This is a genomic window from Streptomyces sp. NPDC088400 (assembly GCF_044753355.1).
Classification (GTDB): domain Bacteria; phylum Actinomycetota; class Actinomycetes; order Streptomycetales; family Streptomycetaceae; genus Streptomyces.
This window is the reverse complement of sequence record NZ_JBIVMZ010000022.1, coordinates 15178-39839: the sequence shown is the minus strand read 5'-3', so window position 1 is coordinate 39839 and position 24662 is coordinate 15178. Positions and strand designations below refer to the sequence as shown.

Annotated in this window: 24 protein-coding genes and 2 pseudogenes; 13 read left to right on the top strand and 13 right to left on the bottom strand. The window is 69.1% G+C overall.

Annotated features, from left to right (window positions below; genetic code table 11):
* The first annotated feature begins 120 nt into the window (after positions 1 to 120).
* The gene (locus tag ACIQD6_RS34540; RefSeq protein ID WP_401890545.1) at positions 121 to 1260 is read left to right on the top strand and encodes a hypothetical protein; all 1140 of its coding nucleotides are present in this window, start codon (positions 121 to 123) and stop codon (positions 1258 to 1260) included.
* 102 nt (positions 1261 to 1362) lie between these two features.
* Here the strand turns inward: ACIQD6_RS34540 and ACIQD6_RS34535 are convergent, their stop codons facing one another.
* The 4 genes and pseudogenes from ACIQD6_RS34535 to ACIQD6_RS34520 all read right to left on the bottom strand — a co-directional run.
* Positions 1363 to 2133, bottom strand: coding sequence for a polysaccharide deacetylase family protein (locus ACIQD6_RS34535; RefSeq protein ID WP_401890543.1), 771 nt, complete (start codon positions 2131 to 2133; stop codon positions 1363 to 1365).
* Between the two features lie 439 nt (positions 2134 to 2572).
* A complete protein-coding gene (locus tag ACIQD6_RS34530; RefSeq protein WP_401890541.1) occupies positions 2573 to 3172 on the bottom strand; it encodes a hypothetical protein in 600 nt (199 codons plus the stop codon).
* Between the two features lie 383 nt (positions 3173 to 3555).
* Complete coding sequence (locus ACIQD6_RS34525; protein WP_401890651.1) at positions 3556 to 3621, bottom strand: hypothetical protein; 66 nt, start codon at positions 3619 to 3621, stop codon at positions 3556 to 3558.
* A gap of 298 nt (positions 3622 to 3919) precedes the next feature.
* Positions 3920 to 4141, bottom strand: a pseudogene (locus ACIQD6_RS34520) (hypothetical protein); the annotation flags it as partial.
* Between the two features lie 328 nt (positions 4142 to 4469).
* Here ACIQD6_RS34520 and ACIQD6_RS34515 point away from each other — a divergent pair.
* The 8 genes from ACIQD6_RS34515 (at position 4470) to ACIQD6_RS34480 (ending at position 10533) form a co-directional block, all read left to right on the top strand.
* The gene (locus ACIQD6_RS34515; RefSeq protein ID WP_401890539.1) at positions 4470 to 5054 is read left to right on the top strand and encodes a TetR/AcrR family transcriptional regulator; all 585 of its coding nucleotides are present in this window, start codon (positions 4470 to 4472) and stop codon (positions 5052 to 5054) included.
* Between the two features lie 97 nt (positions 5055 to 5151).
* Entirely contained in the window at positions 5152 to 5910 is a 759-nt protein-coding gene (locus ACIQD6_RS34510) for an SDR family NAD(P)-dependent oxidoreductase (protein WP_401890537.1), read from the top strand.
* Between the two features lie 455 nt (positions 5911 to 6365).
* The gene (locus tag ACIQD6_RS34505) at positions 6366 to 6806 is read left to right on the top strand and encodes a WXG100 family type VII secretion target (protein WP_401890535.1); all 441 of its coding nucleotides are present in this window, start codon (positions 6366 to 6368) and stop codon (positions 6804 to 6806) included.
* 19 nt (positions 6807 to 6825) lie between these two features.
* Positions 6826 to 7131 (top strand): WXG100 family type VII secretion target, encoded by a 306-nt coding sequence (locus ACIQD6_RS34500; RefSeq protein WP_401890532.1) that lies wholly within the window; start codon positions 6826 to 6828, stop codon positions 7129 to 7131.
* Positions 7131 to 8918, top strand: coding sequence for an RNase A-like domain-containing protein (locus ACIQD6_RS34495; protein ID WP_401890530.1), 1788 nt, complete (start codon positions 7131 to 7133; stop codon positions 8916 to 8918). Before ACIQD6_RS34500 ends, ACIQD6_RS34495 begins: the two co-directional genes overlap by 1 nt.
* A gap of 23 nt (positions 8919 to 8941) precedes the next feature.
* Positions 8942 to 9502 (top strand): hypothetical protein, encoded by a 561-nt coding sequence (locus ACIQD6_RS34490; protein WP_401890528.1) that lies wholly within the window; start codon positions 8942 to 8944, stop codon positions 9500 to 9502.
* A gap of 61 nt (positions 9503 to 9563) precedes the next feature.
* On the top strand, positions 9564 to 9863 hold the full coding sequence (locus tag ACIQD6_RS34485) for an RNase A-like domain-containing protein (RefSeq protein WP_401890526.1): 300 nt from the start codon (positions 9564 to 9566) through the stop codon (positions 9861 to 9863).
* 13 nt (positions 9864 to 9876) lie between these two features.
* The gene (locus tag ACIQD6_RS34480; protein WP_401890524.1) at positions 9877 to 10533 is read left to right on the top strand and encodes a contact-dependent growth inhibition system immunity protein; all 657 of its coding nucleotides are present in this window, start codon (positions 9877 to 9879) and stop codon (positions 10531 to 10533) included.
* Positions 10534 to 10810: 277 nt separating this feature from the next.
* Here the strand turns inward: ACIQD6_RS34480 and ACIQD6_RS34475 are convergent, their stop codons facing one another.
* Positions 10811 to 13114 carry an esterase-like activity of phytase family protein gene (locus ACIQD6_RS34475; RefSeq protein ID WP_401890521.1) on the bottom strand — a complete coding sequence of 768 codons (2304 nt, stop codon included), beginning with the start codon at positions 13112 to 13114 and terminating at the stop codon, positions 10811 to 10813.
* Positions 13115 to 13529: 415 nt separating this feature from the next.
* Between ACIQD6_RS34475 and ACIQD6_RS34470 the strand changes: the two genes are divergently transcribed.
* Positions 13530 to 15068 (top strand): substrate-binding domain-containing protein, encoded by a 1539-nt coding sequence (locus ACIQD6_RS34470; protein ID WP_401890520.1) that lies wholly within the window; start codon positions 13530 to 13532, stop codon positions 15066 to 15068.
* Positions 15069 to 15208: 140 nt separating this feature from the next.
* Here the strand turns inward: ACIQD6_RS34470 and ACIQD6_RS34465 are convergent, their stop codons facing one another.
* Entirely contained in the window at positions 15209 to 16183 is a 975-nt protein-coding gene (locus tag ACIQD6_RS34465; RefSeq protein WP_401890518.1) for a zinc-binding alcohol dehydrogenase family protein, read from the bottom strand.
* A gap of 115 nt (positions 16184 to 16298) precedes the next feature.
* Between ACIQD6_RS34465 and ACIQD6_RS34460 the strand changes: the two genes are divergently transcribed.
* A complete protein-coding gene (locus tag ACIQD6_RS34460) occupies positions 16299 to 16892 on the top strand; it encodes a TetR/AcrR family transcriptional regulator (RefSeq protein WP_401890516.1) in 594 nt (197 codons plus the stop codon).
* A gap of 182 nt (positions 16893 to 17074) precedes the next feature.
* On the opposite strand, the gene ACIQD6_RS34455 is transcribed toward ACIQD6_RS34460, so the two are convergent.
* The 6 genes from ACIQD6_RS34455 to ACIQD6_RS34430 all read right to left on the bottom strand — a co-directional run bounded on the left by ACIQD6_RS34455 (position 17075) and on the right by ACIQD6_RS34430 (position 23043).
* Positions 17075 to 17806 (bottom strand): 2'-5' RNA ligase family protein, encoded by a 732-nt coding sequence (locus ACIQD6_RS34455; protein WP_401890513.1) that lies wholly within the window; start codon positions 17804 to 17806, stop codon positions 17075 to 17077.
* Positions 17803 to 19200 carry an extracellular solute-binding protein gene (locus ACIQD6_RS34450; RefSeq protein ID WP_401890511.1) on the bottom strand — a complete coding sequence of 466 codons (1398 nt, stop codon included), beginning with the start codon at positions 19198 to 19200 and terminating at the stop codon, positions 17803 to 17805. The genes ACIQD6_RS34455 and ACIQD6_RS34450 overlap by 4 nt, the downstream gene beginning before the upstream one ends.
* Before the next feature lie 159 nt (positions 19201 to 19359).
* Entirely contained in the window at positions 19360 to 20229 is an 870-nt protein-coding gene (locus tag ACIQD6_RS34445; RefSeq protein ID WP_401890509.1) for a carbohydrate ABC transporter permease, read from the bottom strand.
* Positions 20226 to 21152 (bottom strand): carbohydrate ABC transporter permease, encoded by a 927-nt coding sequence (locus tag ACIQD6_RS34440; protein ID WP_401890506.1) that lies wholly within the window; start codon positions 21150 to 21152, stop codon positions 20226 to 20228. The genes ACIQD6_RS34445 and ACIQD6_RS34440 overlap by 4 nt, the downstream gene beginning before the upstream one ends.
* A 255-nt stretch (positions 21153 to 21407) precedes the next feature.
* Positions 21408 to 22427, bottom strand: coding sequence for a LacI family DNA-binding transcriptional regulator (locus ACIQD6_RS34435; RefSeq protein WP_401890504.1), 1020 nt, complete (start codon positions 22425 to 22427; stop codon positions 21408 to 21410).
* A complete protein-coding gene (locus tag ACIQD6_RS34430) occupies positions 22420 to 23043 on the bottom strand; it encodes an HAD family hydrolase (RefSeq protein WP_401890501.1) in 624 nt (207 codons plus the stop codon). The genes ACIQD6_RS34435 and ACIQD6_RS34430 overlap by 8 nt, the downstream gene beginning before the upstream one ends.
* Positions 23044 to 23408: 365 nt before the next feature.
* Here ACIQD6_RS34430 and ACIQD6_RS34425 point away from each other — a divergent pair, with 365 nt between their 5' ends.
* Positions 23409 to 23630 carry a hypothetical protein gene (locus ACIQD6_RS34425; RefSeq protein ID WP_401890500.1) on the top strand — a complete coding sequence of 74 codons (222 nt, stop codon included), beginning with the start codon at positions 23409 to 23411 and terminating at the stop codon, positions 23628 to 23630.
* Complete coding sequence (locus ACIQD6_RS34420; protein ID WP_401890497.1) at positions 23617 to 23949, top strand: type II toxin-antitoxin system VapC family toxin; 333 nt, start codon at positions 23617 to 23619, stop codon at positions 23947 to 23949. The genes ACIQD6_RS34425 and ACIQD6_RS34420 overlap by 14 nt, the downstream gene beginning before the upstream one ends.
* A 368-nt stretch (positions 23950 to 24317) precedes the next feature.
* Here ACIQD6_RS34420 and ACIQD6_RS34415 read toward each other — a convergent pair.
* A pseudogene (locus ACIQD6_RS34415) lies at positions 24318 to 24662 on the bottom strand (hypothetical protein); the annotation flags it as partial.

The following is a 24662-nucleotide window of genomic DNA, read 5'->3' as shown; positions in this document are numbered from 1 at the left end:
CGCTGTCCGTGGACCTGTTACGCCCTCGGTCCAACGTCCGTGTCGATAGACTGCTTTGGCCATGTGGGACGGCGGTGGTGCAGCCGTGCTGGACTGAAGACGTGCCGAAGGAAGGCTGGCATGGGGGACAGGCTGAGACTCGCCGACGTCGAGCACATGCCGACGGACGAGCTCGTACAGATGATCACCGAGAGCTTCGACAACCTCGTCACGGTAGCCATCGCGGAAGCCACCAACGGCTACGTCCCGCAGCGCACCCGTCGCTTGTTGCGCAAGGCGGAATGGCGGCTGGACTGGCAGGATGCCCTGCTCTGCGCCTGCGGAGAACTCCAGGTCGCCGTCGAACGGATGCGTTACGGCCGCGACCCGCGCCTGGAACCCACCGAGCACCGCCTGCGCCGTGTCCGCAACCGCGCACACGAGGCCGGTGTGCTGGCCAAGAAGTTGCGCAGCAACGACTTCAACAACAGCGCGGAACGTAAAATCGGAACGAACTCCCACCTCACCGCTCTGGGCTGGCTGCGGACCGCGTTCCCGGGTGAGTTCGCGGAGCTGCTTCAGCAGGAGCGCGCCCGCCGGAACGTGGGCGACGAAGCCGAGAAACCCTCGTTCCGCAACGTGCACGAGCAGATCGAGTACGCCTGTGAGCACGGCCAACTCACCGCTCCGCGCACTCCGGAAGTCGACATGCTGGTCGCTGCCGATGATGCCGCCGTGCGACTCGCCACCGCCGTGGACGCGAAGGATCAAGAAGAACGCAACACGGCGCTCCGCCATCCTCTGATGCTGGGCCGCTGGGAGAACGCTCTGAGGGAGCTTGGGGAGAGGACCGCGGAACGCGCGCACGCGGAAACCCCTCATGGACTGGGAACCCTCCCCGACGACTTCTACGCCCTTCCTTCGGAGAAAGCGATCGCGGTGCTCAACTCCCGCCGCTTCCTCGCGGCCATCCAGCAGCGGCGTCTCGAGTACAAGCGATACGTCCGTCAGATCACCCAGGCATTGCGTGAACGGGAACGTGAAGACCCCCACGTCCTCGCTCTGGCCGAAACCAAGGCCGCGGCCGGCCGGCTCCTCGTCGAGAGGTACCCGTCCGAGTACGCCTACGTCCGCGCCGTGCTGCGGCCCCACGAAGAGTGCGACGGCTTTCTGCCCAGGTCGCTCGCCACCAGCCCGGAACGCTCCGAGATCAAGCGTCGTGTCCTGGAGGCCTTGGCGGACCGGACGTGGATGCGATCGGAAGCGTACGAAGCGGGGTGATCAGGTGACCACGGGACGCAGGCGCCACAGCCGTGCCGGGGGCCGGGGCCGGAACAGCCGTGCCGGGGGCCGGGGCCCGGTACCGGTGCGGGCGAGCCTTGCTCACCGCACGGGCTGGCCGAAGGAGTAGCCCTGCTGCCTCAGCCAGGGCAGCACCTCGCGCAGAGCGGCCACGGTCTGGGAGCGTTCTCCTCCCGCGTCGTGGAAGAGGACGGTCGGGCCGTTGGGGATCTCGCGCTTGACGGTGGCGACCATGACGTCCGCGCCGGGACGCTCGAAGTCCCTGGAGTCGACGTTCCAGCCCAGCGGCCGCATCCCCCGGGACGCGGCGAGCTCCCGGCTGTACGGGGTGAAAGCACCACCCGGGGCCCGGTAATACAGCGGCCGGACGCCTCCGGACGCCTTGGTGATCATGCGTTCGGCATCCAGGATCTGCTGGGACTGGTAGGCCTCGGACTTGGTGTCCATGGTGGTGTCGTGCGAGACCGTGTGGTTGCAGAGCCGGTGCCCGGCCGCTACGACCGCCTTGACCAGGTCCGGGTACGCCTGGGCCTGCGTGCCCACCATGCAGAACGTGGCCTTCGCACCGTTGTCCTTCAGCAGTCGCAGCACCTGCGGTGTCCAGACCGGGTCGGGTCCGTCGTCGATGGTGATGTTGACGCCCCGGTCGCCGGCTTCCGAGGCGTGCGCGATGTCCGCCGCCACCTTGGCCGCTGTCCCGTTCTGGTCCGGCGCTGAGACACGCGCTTGCTGCCGCCCTCCGGCGGAGTCGGCCTGCGCGGTCCATACCGAGGTGGCAGCGGCCAACGCCGTCACCCCGAGTGCCGCCGCGAGAAGCCGGCTGTACCAACCCCGTTCCTTGTGCCGTGCCATGTCCGCCCGCCCCTTTGTGCCGTCTCCGCCGATGCCGTGCACCCATGAGGACATACGAACGCCCGTGCAGGATCCCTCTGTTACCGATCACGGACGAATCCGAAGGGGGCCGGCGACAAACGCAGGAAGTCCGCGACAGACGAGGGGGGGCGACGGCCTCGAAGAGGTACCGGCGAGGGCGGCAGAGGAAGAGCCCGTCAGCAAGCTGACGGGCTCCCGCGAAGGATCGAAGCCACGACCGACCGGCGATTAGGGCCTCTCGTTTGGATCTTGCCGGGCTCGCGTGCCCTGGCACCGCGCCTCGCCGCGTTGTCGTCACTCCACGACGCTCCGCGTCGCCTCACTCCTCCGCCTTGCGATCCACGGCACCAGACCCCGCTCCCTGATCCGGCCTGATCCAAACGAAAGACCCTAGGGGGCGGTCTAACCTGCCATCAGGTCAGATCGTCGGTGTCTCATCGACGATCTCCTTGTGCGGTTCGACAATGAACTTCCAGCCTTCGCTGGGCTCCATGAACCGCACTCGGGTCGGGTAGATGTCCAAGGCGCGGCGGTCGCGGTTCTGGTTGCTCGTGTTCTTCCGCCCCCGCGCCGGCTCCTCGAACAGGTCGACCTTGACGTCCGGCACCGCGGCGACTTCCTCGCTCCAGCGCTGAACGATCCCCGCGCCGAAGGCGTCCCGCGCGGAGGAGTAGAGCGACTCCAGAGATTCCTTGTTCCCGTTGGGAACGAAGAGGGCGAGATTCAGAAGAACGCCGGCACTCTGGAGAACCTCGATTTCCTCCCCCGCCTTGTCGGCAACCCAGATCCCGCTCTCTTCGGAATTGTCCGGGAGAACGTGGATTTCCTGACCGAAGATCGTCCTCGCAGTGAAGGAACCTCCCTCGAAATTCTTACCCGGCTCCGCAAGGAAAGCCGGGGCGTAGCAGTCGAGAGGAAGGCCATCCATCTCTGCCGAGACGAAGATTCCGTCCTGGAGGCCCAACTCCGAAACCTCTCCGGCCGTAAGACGTCGAGCCGTAACCTTCTCGGTATTCACGCCATTCCCCTTTTTTCGTGGCGTCCTGTGAATTCATCAAGACTCTATCACGAAAACGTCCGGCCAGTTCCCGTTACGCATTTCTTCGCGGTCACGGCAGCACTGGTCAACCCGTCATGTAATTCATTCCGGCAGAACCGCAGACAAACCCTCCGGCATCACCGGCATCACCGGAGAAACGCAGCGCCTGTGGAGAAGCCTGTGGAGAAATAGGGTGAGCACCAAGAGGCGCCATACCCGCTTCGGCTGATTTTCGGCAACGGAGTCGGCCTTCAATCGGAATGCGAGCGGATTTAGGCGAATGGCAACCCCGCACCCCCATCGAGCGGACCACGGTGGTCGCCTCTCCGGCCTGGCACTTCACACCCCGCCCCGACGGGGCCTCACGCGGGGTTGGCCCGTTCCCATGCTTCACGGATCTCGGCGGTGATACGGCCACGGCCGGCCACTTCGTAGCCGTTGGCTCGCGCCCATTCCCTGATGGTTTCGCCGGCGACAGGTGGCCTGGCCGGGGCCTGCGGGGGCACCCAGAGGGCGGAATTCGAGGGGATGAAGCGCGACGGCCCGATCGAGGAGATCCGGGGCGAACTGCGGGACGGCAGCCGATCCGCTCAGGACTGCCGTGAGGAATGCGGTGAGGGTGCCGTCAAAGGTGAACCAGCGCGGTCCCCGGGCTTCGTTCACGGCGACGCGCCAGGCCTCGGGAGCGTCCTCCGGGTCGGTGATCCAGAAGAGATTTTCGCCATCGTCCGTCACGCCCACGGCAAAGAGGTGCCGCGGGACGTATGGGACGGGGTGTGTACCACGGTCGTGGTCCAGTTGCAGTTGCTCGCGGAGCCTTTCCGGCATGGGGCCGGCGAGGTCGACGAATTCGGTGTAGCCGTGCGGATGACAGACGTGGATGTAGCCGGCAAAGGCCCCGGGACCGTACGCGGTGGCGAGCTGCTTGTAGTCCTCGGGAAGTCGCATGCCCAGGCCGGCTTCAACCCGGCCCCCGGTCAACGGGGCGGGGCAGGCTTCGAGGGGGCGGGCAGAGCTGGGTGAGTGCGGTGATGTCTGTCACTGGGTTCCTCAACGGAGTCGCTGTCGCTGGGCGGCGTGGTCAGGTTTTACGAACCGGTCGTCACGGAGGACCCTCCTCGGATCCGCCCTCGGATCCGCCCTCGGATCCGCCCTCGGATCCGCCCTCGGATCCGCCCTCGGATCCGCCCTCGGATCCGCCCTCGGATCCGCCCTCGGATCCGCTGCGATGGGCCATTATTGACCGATCGTTCTGGTTGGACGTAGGGTCTCCGGTGTGGCCAGGACCAAGGAATTCGATCCGGACGCGGCGCTGCAGTCAGCCCTTGAGCTGTTCTGGCGACGCGGCTACGAAGCGACATCGATGGCCGACCTCGTCGAACACCTCGGCATCGGTCGCGCCAGCATCTACGCCACCTTCGGCAACAAGCACGAGTTGTACCTGAAGGCCATGGACCGGTACTCCGAGGGGCGCGATCCGGCGCTCCTCGCCGAACTGTCCCAGCCGGGACCCGCACTGCCCGCGGTGCGGGCGCTGGTACGCCGCTTCGCCTCGGAAGCCGCCTCCCCCGAGGACCGGCTGACCGGCTGCCTCATCACCAACACCGCGGCCGAACTGGCCCCGCACGACCCCGCGGCGGCCCGTCGGGTCGAGATCAGCTGGGATCGCATCGAAACCCCGCTGCACTCCGCACTCGTACGGGCCCAGGCCCAGGGCGAGTTGCCCGAGGATCGCGATCCGCGCGCGCTGGCCCGCATGCTGCTCGTCCTGCTGCAGGGCGTACGGATCGTCGGCAAGGCGTCCAGCGATCCCGCCCGGGTGCGGGACGCGGCCGAACAGGCGCTGGCACTCCTGGACTGAATCACGGGCACCGGAGCCACCAGGCTCCGTCCGCACTCCTGCCTGCCTGCCTGCCCAAATAATAGACCGATCGATCAAATATCAAGGAGTTGCCGAAATGAACCGCTTCACTGGCAAGACCGCGCTCGTCACAGGCGCGGGCTCCGGCCTCGGCCGCGCGATCGCGATCGCCTTCGCCGCCGAGGGCGCATCCGTGGTCGCCGCCGGGCGCACCGCGGCCTCCCTGGACGAGACGGTTGGCCGCATCGAGGCGGCCGGGGGTACAGCTGCCGCCGTCACCGCCGACGTCACCGACTCGGGCCAACTCCGCGACCTCGTACGCGAAAGCGTCACCCTCTTCGGCGGGCTCGACATCGCGGTCAACAACGCCGGGATACTCCGCGGCACCGTACCGGTCGGAGAGGTGAGCGAGGAGGACTGGGACGCGGTGCTGCGGACCAATGTCACCGGCGTCTGGCTGGCCATGAAGCACGAGATCGCACACATGAAGGAGAACGGTGGTGGGGTCATCGTCAATGTCTCCTCCAACCTGGGCGCACACCTGCGTATGCGGAATATCGCCGCGTACAGCACCTCGAAGGCAGCGGTCGCCGCGCTGACCCGCGCCGCCGCTCTCGACCACATCCACCAGGGCATTCGGATCAACGCGGTCAGCCCAGGCGTCTCCGCCGCTCCCATGTCGCTGCAGCCCGGCGAGACCGAGGCCGACCGTGCCGAGCGGATGAAGTCGGAGAGCCCACTCGGCCGGGTCGCGGAGGCCGAAGAAGTGGCGGCCGGGGTGCTCTACCTCGCCTCGCCGGCGGCCGGCTCGGTGGTCGGCACCGACCTGGTCATCGACAGTGGGTCATCAATCTGACGGTTCGTGAGCGGGGATGACCTCCCCGGCACCTCCCCGGCAGGAAGTTTCACCACGACGGGCCGGAAAGAGGGCCTCATCCCCTCGGGCCGCCCACATCGGCCGCGGCGTCAGCCAGTTCTCCCGCGTCCTGAACTCGACGGCACTCCCCGGGCCTGGGAAACCGCCATGTCGGCCCGGACCGGGCGCACTTCGGATGGCGTCCGCGCCACCATCGCCTTCTTCGTGGCGGCCACGAACCGTGCCGCCGCGAAGAAGGCGGCCTGTGCGACGTCCCGTCCAGCAGGACGAGCCCCTTCATGGAATGCCGTGCCCGTGATTCCCAAGCTCACAACGCGAGTTCAATTCCCCTCACCCGCTCTTCAGCAGAGCCCCAGGTCGGAGACGCGGGTCATAGTCGTTGTCCCGGGCCGCAGCGACATCACGCACTAGAGTGGCACCGATACGCAGAGCACATGTGCGCGCACAAAAGCGTGACGGGCGGGGGCCGCAGTATGCACGATGCCGATCTGGATGTGTCGGGGGACGACCTCGGCAGGCTGGTGAACGACCTCGACGAGATGCAGCGCTATCTGGAACAGCAGACCCGCAGCATGGACGAGGTCGTCGACAAGGTCGCCGCGGGCTGGCAGGGCCCCACCGCCACCGCGTATCGCTCCCTGCACCGAGGGGTCGCCGAGGACGCCGTACGCATCCGCCAGGTGGTGATCCTCCTCGAAGCGGCCATGCGCGCCTCGCGCGACGGCTTCACCGAGCAGGAGCTCGACACCCTGGCCCGGATCCGGCGGACGCAGGAGAGCGAGGACGTCTCCGCGGCCGCCCGCGCCCTCACCGTGCCCGACCCGGTGCCCGTGCCGGACGCCGGTCAGCCGAAGAGCAGCATCCTGGACGTCTGAACCACGGGGGATCAGCACCATGCCGGACGAAGACCGGATCACCGTCAACTTCGCTACTCTGCAACACCTTTCCGGGGACCTGGAGGAGATCCTCCGCGCCCTCAACGAGAGGCTGGACACGCTGTACGGACGGGCCACCAAGGTCGTACTGAGCTGGGACGGCGAGGCCCGCGAGGCATTCATCGACGAGCTGGACAAGTGGAGCCGCTCCGCCGACGACCTCAAGGCCGCCCAGGCCTGGCTCCACGAGGTCGTGGTCAAGGGGCACCTCAACTACGCCGCGGCCAACAAGTCCGTACTCGAAGGCTGGGGAGGCGGCGCCTGATGGCAGGACCGCCCACCCCCGCCCCGCCGCCGGGCGGCAACGGCACCATCGACGTCAAGCCGGGCGACCTGTGGTCGGTCTCCGGACAGGTCGCCGCGCAGCAGGACTTCCTGGTGCGGGGCGCCAACAGGCTCCTGGAGGAGCTGGGCAAGTACCCCGATGCCGGGGGCGCGGGCACCGAGGCCCAGAAGTTCGCCCAGGCGTACAAGAAGATCGGCAACCGCTGGCTGGAGGTCTGGGGCCGGTCCGTCCTGAGTGTCGGCGGTGTCGCCGTCGGCTTCACCGAGACGGCCAACGCCTACAGCAAGGCGGATGCGGCGGCCCACCCCAAGCCCGGCAAGACGGCCGAGCAGCGCCCTCGGCCGGCGGTCATCGACAAGGCACCGAGCTTCGACTCGATCCCCGACATCAAGTGGGGCGACGACGACGGCGGTGACGACCTCATGCGCGGCGCGATGGAGGGTATCCCGGAGATCGTCCGGGACATCCTCCAGCCACTGTGCAAGAACGTGTTCCGGGTCGGAAAGGTGGCGGACGTCCATCCCTTCCCACATCAGCACTACCTCAACTCCCTGTGCCACAGCTGGATGAACGTCTCCATCACGGCGACGACGGGGGCGGACCAGCTCACCCAGGCCGTCGGCGCCATCACCAACCACCAGCAAGCCGAATGGGAAGCCGCCATGCGGACCTTCTGCAGCGCTCTGTGGGGCGCGACGGCATGGGGACAGCAGCGGCACGGCGCCCAGTGGGGACAGACGGCCAGCTCAGGCCAGGGCACGCCCCGCGTCCCCACGGGCAGTCAGCCCGTCATGACCGTCCTGAAGGACACCGCCGACAAGATCGCCACCATTCTCCGGGAGTACGCGGAGGCCGCCGTCGACCTCAACCGCGACGTCGCGGCCGAGCTCCAGCGTGCCATGTTGGTGGCCGCCAAGGAGGTCATCGAGGACCTCGCCAGGCCCAAGGATCCCAAGAGCGTCCTCGGCGCGGTCACGTCCGTGCTCGGCAAGGGGGTGGGGATGGTCCTGTCGTTCGACGTCAAGACCGTACTGAACATCAACACGGCCAAGTTGAACCGGATCGTCGACACGTACACCGGCATCCTGGGGGGCCTGACCACCCGCATGGAGGCGTTGCAGGGGCCGCTGGACGAGGCGTACCTGAGCGCCCCCAAGTTCGAGGCCGGTGTTGCGCGCGCACACGGCTTCGGCGCCCGTTCGCTGGAGGAGTTCAAGGACTCGCAGGTCTGGTTGAAGGTCGACTCGAACGGCACGTACGACCTGAACCTCGCCGCCAACGAGTACCTGGAGAACGGCCACACCCTCGACAAGCACGTCGGCAAGACGGACGAGCAACTCGCGCAACGCCTGCGCGACCAGCAGTCGGGCGGCCCGACCCAGGCCTGGCCGTACGGCAAGCCCATGCCCAACAGCTCTTCGGCCTTCCCGAACTACCAGCGGGCGGAGGAACTGACCGAGTACACCCTCAACAAGAACAAGGCCGCCATCGAGGCGTGGATCAAGGGGCCGCCACCGCCGGAGGAGGGGAGGGTCGAGAAGTTCCAGTCGACCGTGCCCGACGGGGAGACCTCCGGCCGCAGCGTGAGTAAGCAGCCCGTGGACCCGAACGACCCGCTGTCCGGGTACAAACAGGGGGGATCTGACGCCAGGGCGTACGACGTGAACGGCGTTGAGGCGCGCCTCAAGTACGACAGCAGTCGCAATCCGCCGTTCACGGTCATGACCTCGATGCCCTGCAGGCCCCAGAACACGCAGACCCCTTAAGCCCCGAGAAAGGCCCACACCACATGCCGTCCGTCGACCAGTCGTCCTGGGACGCCGCGGTACGTCACCTGTACGCGGACGCGTACGCGTACATTGCCACCGGACCGCGCCGTCACGAGGACTGGACACTCGACGTCCTCGCCGTGATGGCCCGGATCCCGGACCCCCGGGGCTGGGCCGTCGTCGACGACGCGGCTGAGGATCCGGAGCGTCAGGGGTTTCCCACGTACCCCTTCTCCTGCCACCCCGCGGAGTACGTGGCGCAGCGCCTCAAGAAGATCGATCGGGACAGCGCCGAGAACCTGCTCCTGGCAATCACCGAGGGCGGCTGCACCTTGTCCAACCTCCAGTACTTCGCCGAATCCCCTGACGAACTGCGGGCGATGGCGCGCACGATTCTCGCGCGTTACGGAGACGAGGCCACTTACCACACCAACGTCAGCAAGCACGGCAGCGCGCCCGGCACACTCGACTTCACGCTGGAGACCTTCGGGTACAACCCGCTGGGCGTCTACATGGAGGACTGCGGCCTCGTCATCGTCTCGAACACCGAGGTCGGCCTGTTCTGGAACTTCACCGACTGATGATCCGGTCGCCGACCCGTTGAGCGCAGCTTCTGACCAGGCGTTTCGAGAGGATGCTCCCGTGTTGACCCGTTCCGCTTCCTATCCTGACCGGGAGACCGCCCAATGGGCCACCCAGCAGGTGGTGAGCACCAACGAGCAGGCCATCCACCGCTGGCTCGCCCAGCACACCCGGGCCCGCCTCACCATCGAGGCCTCCTGGCCGTCCCGCGAGGAGCCCGTGGGCCGGGTCCAGCTGGAAGCCGAGCTGCTGGCCGGGCGCGGGCCCGTCGATGTGCGCGCGGCGCGCGTGGTGCTGCGCCGCGAGCCGTCGAGCCCGCACGGCTTCGTCGTCCACACGACCGTCCCGTTCTACCTGTAGAGGCCGCACGCACATGTCCATGAAGCCCCTCGAACACGACCGCCGGTACGGCGAGCTGGACCAGGTGATGCGCGCGTACCTGGGTCAGCCGGCCGACGACACCCCGGAGAGGCGCAGCCGCGCGCTCGACGCGTACCTCCGTCACACCTGGCACACCCGTCCCTCGGCCATCGCGGAGGCAGAGCGCCAGCTGCGCGAGTACAGCCGCAATCCTCCGGGCCGCATCCGGCATGGCCTGGGCGAGTTCTACGCGATCCCGGACACCGGGATGCCCCAGTCGGAGATCGGCGGCTGGCTGATGGTGCTGGCCGACCACCTGAAGAAGAGCATCGAGGAAGGCGACGTCCCGGAACCGTCGTCCCCGCAGACACACTGGGAATGGCACGCACGCTTCCAGGAGACCGCGCAACTGCTCGGCGGCTGGTTCTCGCAGGACATCGTCGACGAGTTCCCCGACCACGACGCCGCCGTCGCCGACTACGCCGCCACCACCGACCCCCAGCTGGTCGCACGGCTCGTGGGCGAACTCCACGAGTTGCTCGCGCTCCCCCTGGACGAGGCGGACTACGCTCTGGCAGCCGCCGACCTCGGCATGGAGGTCAGCCCGCCCGAGCCGTTCTCCCACGGCGCCTGGTTCCAGTCGCTGGCGACGACGCTGTCCAGCAGCTGATCCAGCCTGGCCGCCGTCCGCTCTCGGACGAGACCCCAGGTCAGCGGAGTTCGTCGTTGTCCGGACCGGAGGAGCATCCCGCCCAGAAGCGATGACGCCAGGGAGGCCCGGCCGACAGTTGTGCGAACGGCCGCCGGCGATCCGCCGGCGGCCGTTCGGGATTCGTTGTCGGAGGCGACGCCGTGAGCGCCGCAGTGGATCAGTGACGCGGGTCAGTGACGCGGGTCAGTGGCGCGGATCAGTGGCGCGGATCAGTGGCGCGGATCAGTGGCGCGGATCAGTGGCGCCCGAAGATCTTCCTGCTGGAGCCGAGGTGCAGGAAGGCTGTCTCTCCGGTGGCGTCGTCCAGGCCGTCGTTGTCGGTCACGGCGTAGACCTCGCCGTCACCGGCCACGGTCAGTCCCTCCAGCTTCTCCTGGGTCCAGCCGTTCGTCGCGCGCAGGTCGGGCAGTACGTCGTGGGCGAGCTTCTTCGGCAGCACGGGCAACTGGCCCGACGGCGCCGGGGACTTCGGCAGGTCGACCGTGTACACCCGCTTGATCCTGGCGGACGGACCGTTCAGCTTGTCCCGCTCGATGACGGCGAGCTTGTCGCCGACCGCGGTGATCTCCGAGAGGCCGATCCAGTCGCCCGGGGTGGTGGTGGAGCCGGTCCTGTAGCCGTACCAACTCCAGGTGCCGGCCGCGACATCGTACCGGCCGAGCCGGACGATCCCCGACGGGTCGGTCTTGACCTCACGCTGCAGCGTGGCCCAGACCACCTCGCGACCCTTGCGGTCGGTGGTGGCGGTGACCCCCTCGAAGCCCTGTCCCCCGAGGCCCGCGGCGACGTCCGCCGGCAGGGGAACAACCTGTTCGGTACGCCCGGCGCTGTTGAGCCGGACCAGCTTGTTGCCCGCGCCGGTCGCGCCTTCCACCGCGAGCCAGAAGCCGCCCTGCGGCCGGGCGTGGATACCCTCCGCGTCGTAGCCGACCGGCCGGCCGTCGGTGCCCTTGACGGTCAACGACCGGGTGATGACCGCCGGTTGCCGCGCCGCGTCGATGGTCAGGATCTTGGTGTCGGAGTACGCGGCGTCGGTGACGCTGTAGAGCTGGTGCGACCTGCCGGGTACGGCGGAGAGCGCGCCGAGCGCGCCCCATCCGATCGGCGCGCCGGTGGAGTCCGCGGCCGAGACGATACTCGGGGACCCGGGGGCGTTCTTGCCCAGACGGAAGAGGCTCACCGACGCCCGCACGTTGGCCGAGGCGTCGTCCTCCTCGCTGGAGACCGCGAGCAGGTCACGTGACGGGATCGGCAGCAGCCCCTCGGGGCCGTTGGTGGTGGCCAGCACCTGCCGGAAGACCGGGGCGGTCGGCCGGCTCAGGTCGTAGACGGCGACGAAGTTGCTCCGCTCCGAGCCGACGAAGGCGTAGCGCACGCCGTCGAACTCGGCGATCGCCAGGCCCTCCGGCTCGGCGCCCTTCTTCTCGGCCCGGCCCTCGTTGTGCAGCCCGTAGCGCGCGGCGATCGACTCGAAGCTGTTGCCCGCGTCCCAGACGACCTTGCCGGTGCGGCTGTCGAAGACGGACCAGCCCCGGGTGCCGCCGCGCCAGTCGCCCTCGTTGGCGGTCGCCAGGTAGCGGTCGTCGATCCAGCCGACCGAGTCGGGCTCACGCGGTACGTCGGTGATCGAGCCGGTCAGGTCGATCGTGCCGTCCTCGACGGTGTCGATGCCGTCGACCGACGCCGTACCGGTGCTGAAGGCCTTGGTGATCCTGCCGGTCGGCAGGTCCAGCGCGACGACGCCGTTGTTCTCCTGGAGGGTCACCACGAGCTGGTTGCGGCTGTTGATGGAGACGTACTCCGGCTCCGGGTCCGTCGGCTCGGTGATCCCGGCGGCGGCCAGGGCGGGCAGCGCCTCGCCGTTCGACTGGGTCAGCGGCACGGCGCGGGTACGCCAGCGGTCCGGCTTGTCCCCCTTGAGGTCGACGATCCGCACGAAGCCGGCCGGAGCCTGGGGCAGGTCGCCCTCCTCGCCTCCGGGCGGGGTCGCCTCCTCGTCGCGCTCGTTCTCGATCGCGATGGCGGCGTACCGCTTGTCCTTGCTGATCGCGATGGAGTCGGGCTGGCCGCCGAGGTCGTGGCTCGCCACCCGCTTGCGGTCGCGCAGCGAGATGACGTCGAGCCGGCCGGACGGGTCGGCGTAGCCGGCGCTGGTGTTCACGACCACCAGGACGTACTGGCCGACCACCGCCACCGAGGTCGGCTCGTCCTCGGCGTTGCCGAGTTCGGTCAGCGACAGTGTTCCGAGCCCCCGCGGGGCGTCGGGGTCGCCGATGTCGAGGAAGCCGATCCGCCGGGCCGCCGCGTCGGTGTAGACGAGGGTCCGGCCGTCCTCACTGGTCGCCGAGATCTCGGCGACGGTCGGGGAGGCCGGGTCCTCGCCGGCCGGCCGGTTCTGGAAGACCGGGTAGGTGGCGGTGCGGTCGAAGGCGACCGGCCGCTGCCGCTCCTGGTGTGCGCTCGCCCCGCCCGTGCCGGCCAGCACGCCGGCGGTGACAGCTACGGCTACGAGCGCGGCGTAGGTTCTCTTCGGGGGCATCTTTTCTCCGCTGTACGACAGTGACGAGTGACAGATGTACGACAGTGACGGTGCAGGATGGTCCCACCCGGCGAGGGAGCAGGGAACGTTGTCCGGATGAACAGCCGACGAAGGTATCCGGCGCCGCTCGTTCCCGGCGAAAGTCCCTTACCGCGAAGGTCCCTTACCGCGAAGGTCCCTTACCGCGAAGGTCCCTTACCGCGAAGGTCCCTTACGGGGACAGTCCCTTACGGCGACAGATCCGCCGAAACGCTCTCCGGGAACTCCCGCGAACCGCAGGCGAACAACAACCGGCGAGCTGACGGCCATTGTCCGACGGGACGGCGAAAGCGCCCGGCGCATCCGCCCCGGCTCCGTACGGTGTGCGGACGCGTGTACGACACGCGTGCGACGTGCGAGGTGCGGGGGCAAACTCGTGGAATGGCTGAACGCAGAGAACATCGTGGCGGTGGGTACGGCGGTACTCGGCCTCGCGGCCTCCGTCGGCGTGGTCTGGTACGAGCGCCGGATCCCGCGCCGCAAACGCATCGGCTTCCGGGTCCAGATGGACACTCCGATCGGCAGCGACGCCCGTAACGGCGGACGGGGCAACGTACGGCTCGGTCTGTTCGACGAGTTCTCCGACCTGTCCGATGCCACCCTCGTCCTGCTGCGCATCGAGAACGACGGCTTCGAGGGCATCGCCGGTGACGACTACACCAGCAGTGAACGCCACGGTCTCACCGTCGTCTTCAGCGGCCGCTCCATCCGGGGCATCGCCGTCACCCAGCCCGCGAACGCCGTTCATCTGATCGAGCACTTCACCCCGATCGCGGGCCTGCACCACGACGGAAACACCCTGTACCTCCCGAAGGTTCCGCTCAACAGGGGCCAGCATTTCAAGGTGCTGGCGCTGCTGACCGGCGGCGGAGTCGGCGGAGACGTCACGGTGACCGGCGGTGTCCGGGACGGCGAGGTGACGCCCAACCGGAGTACGACGCCCGACGACAAGCCGCCCCTTTTCAGCCGCCCGGCCCGTCTGATCACGGTCCTGTTCACCGTGTGCGTCATCACGCTCGCGTCCATCATCGTCATACGCGGCAGCGACGTACCGTCCCCCATCGGCTGCGCGACGGGGACCCTGACCGTCACGGGATCCACCGCCTTCGCCCCGGCGGCTCAGAAACTGGGGGAAGGCTACGAGAAGGCCTGCCCCGGTTCCGACATCACCGTGGAACCGCACGGCAGCACCGCGGGGATACGGGCGCTGGACGCGGCGGGCGCCAAGACGCTCTCGGCCGGCGGTATCCCGTCCGTCGTCGCCCTCTCCGACGGCCCCAAGCCGAACGGCTACCCGGCACTGCGCGAGAACCCCGTCGCGGTCTCCGTCTTCACCCTGGTGGCGAACGACCGTATCCCGGTGAAGGATCTGTCCCTGGCCGAGGTGCGGAAGATCTACCGGGGCGAGATCCGTAACTGGCAGGACCTCGACGGCCCGGATCTGCCCATCCTCCTGGTCAGCCGCGACGCAAACTCGGGCACCCGCGAGGTCTTCCAGCGGCAGGTTCTGGAGCGCAACGAACCTGTCAACTCCTCCCGGGACTGCCGCACCAAGGACGACACGAGTGCCTCGGTCATCCGCTGCGAACTCGACAGCACGGCACAGGTGTTGAGGACGGTGGCCCGGCTGCCCGGCGCGATCGGCTACACCGAACCGCGCTCCGCCTCCGCCACCAAGGGCCTGCACCCGCTGCGTATCGACGGACAGTCGGCGTCCATCGAGACCATCGGCACCAGCGGCTACCCCTACCGGGAGATCGAGTACGCCTACACCTACGGCCGCCCGCCCGCCGACTCGCTCGCCGCCAGCTTCGTCAACTACCTGAGCCGCGGCGCCGGACAGGACATCGTGCGGGACCAGGGGCACTTCCCCTGTCTCACCCCGGAGGGCCTGCGGCTCTGCGCGGGGGAATAAGACCGACCGGCAATCGGGTCGGCACTGACGTGGTGGCAAACGTGGGGCGGCCAGCCGCCCGTCAGGGGCACCCGTCAAGAGCACCCGTCAGGGCGGCTGACCGTCGGCCGTGACAACGAGCCTTCGGACCGGCCCGCGCCCTACGGGACGACCAGTACGCGGCCCAGCTGTGCACGGTTCTCCAGCAGCCGATGCACCTCGGCGGTCTCGGTCAGCGGCAGCCGGGCGTGGACCGCTGTGCGAAGCAACCCCTGGGCCGCGTACTCGGTAAGTTCAGCCAGGTCCTTCACCGCACGCTCGGCGTCGGCCGCATGCGCGGCCATGAGGGAGAACCCCGTGACGGACCTCAGGGCGAACAGGTCGGTGACGGGGATACTGCCGAGTTCGCCGCTCGCGGCTCCGTACATCACCAGCCGTCCGTACGGGGCCAGTACGTCGAGGCTGCGGCGCAGGATGTCGCCGCCGACCGCGTCGAGGACGACGTCCACGCCGCCGGGCACGGCCGTGCGGACCTGCTCCGGCCAGTCCTCGTCGGTGTAGTCGACGCCGATGTCGGCGCCGTGGGCGCGAGCGAAGTCCAGCTTGGCCGGCGTACCGGCAGTGGCGATGACCGTACCCGCACCGAGTATCTTCGCGAGCTGCACGGTGAGGTGGCCGATGGCGCCCGCGGCGGAATGGACCAGTACGGTCTCGCCCTGCGCCAGCCGCCCGGCGCGCAGCACGCCCAGGGCCACCGGTGCCACCGTCGGGAGCGCGCCGGCCGTGCCCGCGTCGAGCCCGTCGGGTACCGGGACGAGCCATCGCGCGTCCGCGAGGACGAGGTCGCAGAACGCGTCCTCGGAGCTCGTGGCGACCCGCTGCCCGATCAGGGCCGGATCCGTGTCCGGCCCGACCGACTCGACCGTGCCCACCACGTCGCCGGTGAGGGATCTGGGTAAGGGCCGCGGGTAGAGCTCGGTCTGGGCCATGCCGCGCCGGAGCTGGGTGTCCACGAAGTTGGCGCCGATCGCTTCGGCCCGGATGAGCACCTGCCCCGACTCCGGGACGGGAACGGGGACTTCTTCCAGAGTGAGGACCTCGGGGCCACCGTAGGAGTGGTAGCGGATTCGTCGCATGGCAGATCTCCCCGGACAAGAGGGTGGGCTAAACTGGACCGGCGGTCCAATTCGACCGTACTGGACCGATGGTCCAGTTGTCCACGGATCATGATTCTGGATGGGGAGCGAGCCGATGGCGGAAGTCCGTCGTGAACGCGCCGACGCGGCACGCAATCGGCACGCGATCCTGAAGGCCACCGAGAGTCTTCTCTCCGAACACCCTCCGGAGCAGGTCTCGATGGAGCGCATCGCTGCCGCGGCCGGTGTCGGGAAGGGCACGGTGTTCCATCGCTTCGGCAGCCGCGCGGGCCTGATGCGGGAGCTGATGCTGAATCGAGCCGACGCCCTGCGCGAATCGGTCACGGACGGACCCCCGCCGCTGGGCCCGGGAGCCCCGCCCAGGCAGCGGCTGCTGGCCTTCCTCGACGCGGTCGTGGACGTGGTCGGCCGCAACAAGGGTCTGCTGGCCGCTCTCGGCGAGGTGACGACAGCCCCCTGCGAGGCCCAGGAGGACTCCCGCGAACAGCACTCGGTCTACGGGTTCTGGCACGGCCACATCAGCAAGCTGATCACCGAGGAACGCCCTGACCTGGACGCCGAGTTGCTGGCCCATATCCTGCTTGGCGCTCTGCAGAACGGACCGGTCGTGCGCCTGCTGGGGCAGGGAGAGGCTCGGCGGCTCGCGATGTCGCTGCGGCTGCTGGTCACCGGCATGCTGGAGGCGTGAGAGCCCACCGGGGGCCGCGGTCGTGCCCGCCCGAGCAGGCCGCAGCCCCCTTTCGTACAACAGACGTCTCGCAACGCGCGTTGTACGAAAGAGGGCTGGTGAGCGCCGGTCAGGGCTGGTCAGGCTGGCAAGGGCTGGTGAGCGCCGGTCAGGGCTGGGGAGGAAGGCCGCTGGAAAACCACTCAGCGCGCCAGCCGCCAGGTGTGTACGTGGTCCCAGGTGAGGGTCTGCCACCAGCGGCCCGCCCAGTCGTCGCTGCGGGTGCGGTAGAGGGTGACCCTGTCGCCGGGGAATGTGCCCGGGACCGCCACGGGGAGCCCCTTGACGTACTCCTCGACCTCGTCGCCCAGATCGGGGCGTACGTACATGTCGTGCGAGACCAGCGACAGGTGCGCCCGGAACGTGTCCCGGTCGAAATCGTGCATGGTGTGGTTCGGTGCCGGGGTCTGCAGGGGTGCGACGGCCTTGTCGACGCGGGCGGCGAGGTCCACGAAGTCGGGGTTCGGTGTGATGCCGTCGGCGAGGTGGTGGACGTCGTAGACCATTCCCACTCCTTGCCGTTGGGCGCCCGCGTTGTGGACGGTGAAGGCGGAGACGTCGGCCAGTCCCCGGGTCACCGCGGCGACGATCTCCTCGACGGGAGCCGTGATGTGCCGGCTGCCGACCAGGGTCGCGTGGGGCGGGAACGCGCCGGCCGAGACGATCCCGTACTGCGCCCGCAGCTGCGCGGTCACGGCCGTCACCGCGTAGCAGGTCGCGGGGTCGGGGCGGAGGTAGACGCCGTAGCGGTACGGGTCCCCGGGGGCCTGCGCGAATCGTTCGGGCGTTTCGGCCGGGTCGGGGGCCGGGGTGTGGGGCGAAGCAGGGGTCGGGGTCGGCGCCGGGGTCCTGATCGGGGTCACGTTCGCGGTCACTGCCCTGCCTGCTTCCGGTAGTTCTTGATCTTGGTGGTCGCCGCCTTCTCGGCCGCCTTCAGGGCGCTGTCGAGGGAGGCCTTGCCGCTGAACGCCTGCTGCATCGCGGGTACGACCTCGGCACGTACGCCCGACATCGCACCGGTGAGGCAGCCGGAGGCGGCCGTCGTGGCCGGGGTGTCGGCGAACTGCTTGTCGAGCACGGCGTAAGGCTCGTTCTTCGCGAGGAACCGCTTCCAGGCGGGCGAGTTGTCGACGGCGGTGTTGATCGGGGCGTAGCCGGATGCCTCGGCGAACCGCTGCTGTGCCCCGGCGGACGCCAGGTAGCTGATCAGCTTCCAACTCGCCACCTGCTCGGCCTTGCTGTGCCCGGCCTGGTCCACCCACATCGCGGCACCACCGATCGCGGGCCCCGCGGTGTCCTTCGAACCCGAGAGGGGATAGGGCAGCGCGGTGTAGTCGCTCATGCCGGCCTCCTTGATGCCGCCGATGGCACCGCTGGAGTTGAACATCATGGCGGTCTTGCCGGCGGTGAAGGCGGACAGGGCGGCGTTGCCCTCGACGCCGGTGTCGAGCGCGACGCCGTCCGTGTAGAGCTTGGCCATGGTGCCGATCGCGGCGCGCTGCGGCTCGCTGGTCAGCTTCAGCGCCGTGGCCCCGTCGCCCTTACGGCCGTTGTCCGGCGTGCAGTACGGGACCCCGGCGGCGGCGGTGAGCTGCTCGAACCACCAGCCGTCCAGCGGCATGTCGATGCCCTTGACCCCGGAGACCTTGGCGTGGATCTTGCGGGCGGCCGCTGCCACGCCCTCCAGCGTGCCGAGGGTCGAGCGGTCCACGCCCGCCCGGTCCAGCATCTTGTCGTTGACGTACAGCAGGGGCATCGACGTGTTGAGCGGTACGGCGAGCAACTCGCCGTCGGCCGTGTAGTAGTTGCGCGCCGCCGGGCGGAGCTGGTCGAGGTCGAGGTCCTTCGGGTTGGCGGCGGCCATCGCCTGGGCGGAGACCGTCTGCTTGGTGTCGCGCAGATAGCCGGTGGTGATGTCGTTGGTGACCATGACGCTCGGCGTGCCACCGTCGCGGATCGCGGAGGTGTACTTGGCGGTGGCGTCGGCGTAGCTGCCCTGGAACGACGCCTTCACCACGATCTTGCCGGTGTTGGCCTTGTTGAACGCGTCGATCTCCTTCTGGAGCGCCTTGCCGGCCGGGCCGCCGACCCCGTGCCACAGGGTCACGGTGACCGGCCCCTTCGCGGCTGCCAGCTCCGAGGGTCCCGGTGCGGTTCCGGTCGCCTCCTCGCCGGAACCGCCGCAGGCGGTGAGCGTCGTCGCGGTGATGGTTGTCAGGAGCACGGCCAGGAGGGGCAGTCTTCTGGAGCGCGGGGTTCGTGAGGACATGACGGATCGTCTTTCTTCTCGGTGCGTGTGCCGGTGCGTGTGCCGGTGCATGACGGTGTGCGTCTCAGTACGTGTGCCGGTGTGCGTGGCGGCGTTTTTCGGTACGTGTGTCGGCGTGTGTGCCGGTGTGTTTCTCGGTACGTGTGACGGAGGGGATGGCTACGTGGTGACCCGTGAGGCCAGACCCCGGACCAGATAGCGCTGCCCGAACAGGACGAGCAGCAGGGTCGGCAGCAGGACGAGCAGGGTGCCCGCGTAGATCACGGCCGGGGTGGTGGCCTGGTCGACGGCGAGTTGGGCGAGGCCCACCTGGATGGTGCGCCGCTGGGGGGAGTCGGTGATCAGCAGCGGCCAGAAGTAGCCGTTCCACGCCGACAGGGCGCACCACATCGCCGCCGTGATCAACTGCGGCCGTGCCATGGGCAGTACGACGTGCAGCAGGGCACGCAGTTCGCCGCAGCCGTCCAGGCGGGCGGCCTCCCAGGTCTCCCGCGGCAGCGCGAGGAACGCCTGGCGGAGCAGGAAGACCGCGTAGCCCGCGGCCAGGTAGGGGATGACGATCCCGAGCAGGGTGTCGCGCAGCCCGAGCGCGGTGGCGGTTTCGAAGTTGGGGATGACCAGGCTCTCCCCGGGGAACGCCAGGGTGGCCAGCACCAGCGCGAAGGCGATGCCCCGGCCGCGCCAGCGGGGAAAGACGAGGGCGTACGCGGCCAGTGCGGCGGTGGCCAGTTGGGCGGCCGCCTGGAGGGCGGTGACGGCCACACTGACCAGGTACTGCCGGGCCAGCGGAGCGGAGTCCAGCGCCTCGCGCACATTGTCCAGGGTCAACCGGCCCGGCACCGGGACGAGGCGGCCCGCGGCGACGTCGCCCGACGGAAGGAGGGCGGTGACGACCGTGACGTAGACGGGGAAGGTGACGAGCACGACCACGACGCCGAGCCACAACCAGCGCAGTACGGAACCGGCCTGAAGACGCTTTACGGAACCGGCCTGAGGGCGTTTCACGGGACCGGCTTGAAGACGTTTCACGCCCACCTCCTGAGCACCCGGAACTGGATCGCGGTGATCGCCAGGACGAGGGCCAGCAGGACCACGGCCAGGGTCGAGGCCGAACCGACCTGGGGCAGTGCCTCGCCGAACGCCCGCTGGTACAGCTCGTACACCACCGTGGACGTGGCGCCGGCCGGGCCGCCCCGGGTGAGCACCTGTACCTGGGTGAACACCTGGAGGCCGTTGATGGTCTGGGTGACCAGGAGGAACACCAGGCTCGGCCGGAGCATGGGGATGATCACCGACCAGGCGAGCCGCGGCCCCGAGGCGCCGTCGAGCGCCGCGGCCTCGATGACCTCCTGATCGAGCTGGCTCAGCGCGGCCAGCAGCACGAGGAAGGCGAAACCGAACTCGTACCAGGCGGTGGCGATCGAGATGCTGAGGATGGCCCACGTCGGTGACTGCAGCCACTGCGGCCCGGCGACGCCGAGATGGACCAGCAGTTGGTTGAGCGTCCCGACCGCCGGCGCGAACAGGCCCGCGAAGACGGCCGCCGACGCCGCCGCCGAGAAGGCGAACGGCAGGGAGAGCAGCACCGACACCACGGCACGCGGCTTCCGGGCGGCCCGGCGCAGCGGGAGCGCAGCGGCGAGCGCGCCGCCCACGGAGAGCAGCACGCTGAGCCCGGCGATCGCCCCGGTGGCGAGCAGCGCCCGCCGCAGCTCCGGGTCGGCGACGAGGTCGACGTAGTGCGCGACGCCGACGAACCGCGTGGGTTCGCCGAGCAGGTCGGTGTCGTACAGGCTCAGGACGATGCCTCGGACGACCGGCCAGTACGCGAAGACGAGCAGCAGTCCGACGCACGGCAGGACCATCAGCGGACCGACCAGGGCGGCCGGACGTGGTCCGGCCGATCCGGGCGGTCTGCCGCGCCGGCGGCGGAGTGGAACGTTCCCAATCATGAGTGGAACGTTCCCACTTCGGGTGGGACCTCCGAAGGGCCCGATGGGTGAACAACTCGCAAAATGCCCGTCGGCTGTCGCTGCGGCCCCCCGACGGTCGCTGCCGCCTCGGCTGACTCGGCGGGCTCGGCTGACTCGGTGGGCTCGGCGGGCTCCGCCGTGGGGCTGCGGCGGCGGCGCCACCCGGCAACTGCCTCTGTTGTCCCAGTCGTGGGGCTGCGGCGCCGCCGCCGTCCGGCAGATGTCTCAGCCGTCTCAGCCGTGAGTCTGCGGCACGGCCGTCGTCCGGCCCACCACCAGCGTGCCGGGCAGCGCCCGGTGGTGGTCGGGCGGCTGCTCCCCGTCGAGCAGTTGCACCACGGCGTCCACGGCCCCGCTGCCGATCAGGTCGATCGGCTGGCGCCAGTGCGTCAGGCCGATCAAGGACGTCGCCAGATCCCCGATGCCGTCGTAACCGGTGACGGACAGCTGCTCCGGCACGGGCACGCCCCGGAGCCGGAGCTGTTCCAGGAGGGCGACCGCGTGGCGGTCGCTGGGAGCCATCACCGCCGTGATCCCTGGATGCCGTAGCACCTCGGTCATCCACGCGCCGGCCGTCTCCCGGTGCTCCCCCGGAATCTCCAGCACGCGCGCCCCGCGCTCGCGCAGGCGACGGGCCATGGCCGCCGTCCGCGGCCCCAGCGTCACGGAACTGCTCACCGGCACCGTGACCACCGCGACCTCGCGGTGCCCCAACTCGACGAGGTGGTCCGCCAGGGCGACACCGCCCTCCTCCTCGTCGCAGTAGACACTGGTGATGCTGGGATGGGTCTCCGGGCGTCCCGCCACCACGGTCGGCAACCGCGCCGATAAGGGCAGGATCTGCTCGCTCGGCAGCAGCCCGCTGCACACGACCAGCGCCTCGACCCGCAGCATCGCGAGAGTCTCCAGGGCCCGGTACTCGCCGCCCACCTCGAACCGGCCGGACCCGGTCGCGGTGATCACCCGGTAGCCGTGGAAGGCGGCGCGCTCCTGCATCGCGGTGAGCAGGTGACCGTAGAAGGGCGTCGCCGCATCACGCACGAACGCCCCGACCGTGTACGTACGGTGGGCCACCATGGCCCGCGCGGAGGCGTTGACGACGTAGCCCAGCTCCTGCGCGGCCTTGAGGACCCGCTGCCGGGTCTCCTCCCCCACGCTGCCGCGCCCCGAGACGACGCGGGACACCACCGACTTGGACACCCCGGCCTGCCCGGCCACATCTATGATCGTCGGGTTGCGCGGCCGGTCAGTCATCGAGCACGCCCTCCCGGGCGAGCACCGCCACGGCCGCCTCGCCTCCGGTCCACAGATGTGCGCGCCAGCCGTGCGCGCGGGCCGCCGCGACGTTCTCCGGCCGGTCGTCGAAGAACACCACCTCCGACGGTGAGCGGCCCAGCCGCTCGTCGGCGGCCCGGTAGACGAGCGGGTCCGGTTTCATCAGGCCGAGGTCCGACGAGAAGACCAGGGTCTCGAAGGGACCACTCCACGGCGCCCGGCGGACCGCCCGCGCCAGCGAGCCCGGAGCGTTGGAGAGGACCCCCAACGGCGTTCCCCGCGCGGCCAGTCGGTCGAGCAGCGCCGTCGCTTCGGGCGCGAGGGCCGCCCAGCTCTCGGTGTCGATCCGGTCGAGCCGCTCGATCCACCCCCCGTCGAGCGGGCGCCCCAGAGCCTCGGCGATCCGTTGCCAGTACGTGTCCGGGGAATCGCCCAGGTCGTAGGCGTCCCGGTGGCTCCAGTACGGGTCGGCAAGTTCGGACTCGGATACGTCAAGGGCCTCGGCGAGGGCGGCCAGCGCACGGCCCGATGGCGCCAGGACGCCGCCGAGATCCCACATGACGATGGTCGGCGATGTTTTTTGGGAACGTTCCACATCGGGGATGATAGCGGCCTTCGTACCGTCACGGTCCAGCCCACGGCCCTCGCCTACCCGTTTGGGACCCCGGGGGGGAGGGCCTGGCTGCCGGAGGAGGACCTGCAACTCGCCAAGGGCTGTCGCGCAATCCCCGTCAGGGCACCTTGGGCACATAGGACCCTTGCTTCCCAGGATTCAGAGCGCAAGTTCGATTCTCGTCACCCGCTCCACGACGAAGTACCAGGTCACAGAGCCGGGACTTGTTTATTGTCCAGGCCTCTCTATGCCTCTTGCCCAGAACCGCACCACCTGCGGAGCTGTCGGCGGGCTTCGCGGACGAGCGCTATCGTGACATCAGAGACAGCCCGACAGGGAGAGCCGCGATGACTGCCGCCCATGACTACAGCGACCTGTACGACATCATCGAGCGACTCGAGCCAGAACAGGTTGAGGAACTGCGTCGGCATGCACTGCGCCTGGTCGAGACACCCCCACCCAGCCGTTTTCGTGTCCTGAGAACCTTCGACGGGCCGTCGAGCGACCTCGGAGCCCGTGCCAAGGGCATCGTTCGTGAGGAGCTCGGCGAGTCCGATGCTGATCGTTGACACCGGGCCCGTCGTCGCCCTGCTGAACCGGAACGACAAGGACCACGAAAGCTGCGCCGAGCTGCTGGAATCCCATGACGGCGAACTGTTGATCACTCCCTATGTACTCACCGAAGCCTGCTACCTGCTCGCCAAGTACGTGAGTCCCGACGCGGAGATCAACCTCGTCGAAGCCGTCGCCGCAGGGGAGCTGATCCAGGTAGCTACCGAGGGCGCAGATCTGTCCCGTATGACCGAACTCATGCGGCAGTACCGGGGCTTCCCTCTTGGCATCGGCGATGCCTCGGCGATCACCGAGGCATCGCCGATGCCTCGGTGATCGCCCTCGCCGAGCGTCTCAAGGCGACCAGTGTCGCCACGCTGGACCACCGCCACTTCCACGCCGTCAAACCGGTCCACGTTCCCGCGCTGACTCTCCTGCCGTGACAACCACACCGTGCCGGGTGGGATCGGGACCGAGGACCCGGCACGTCTGAGCTCCGCCCCTCACGTTCAACAGGCAGCTCCCGCAGGCTCCTCGGTCATGATTCACGAGTAGTGGGTCTGGCTCAGCTTCTGGCTTCTGTGCCGTGTGCACACTGAGGTAGCCACCGAGGACCCTTTCGGCGGCTCGGACGCCGGCCCGCAGGTCCGCATCCGACGTCGTCAATCACCGCGCCCGCCGGAGCGGGCACACGCGGCAGGAACTCACCGGTTCTGCACCGGCGGGCAGGAGCCGGACTCCTCGCCGATCGAGTTGATCTCGGCGTTCGACCTGGAGTCACCCGCGTAGTTCACCTGGTCCGTGCACTTCACGCCGTCCTTCTTGGGCGTACCCGACGACGCCCCGGCCTCCTCCGGCTCGGGGCAGTAACCGGAGTCCTCACCCATCGAGTTGATCTCCGCGTTCGACCGCGAGTCACCCGCGTAATTCACCTGATCCGTGCACTTCACGCCATCCTTCTTGGGCGTACCCGACGACGCCCCGGCCTCCTCCGGCTCGGGGCAGTAACCGGAGTCCTCACCCATCGAGTTGATCTCCGCGTTCGACCG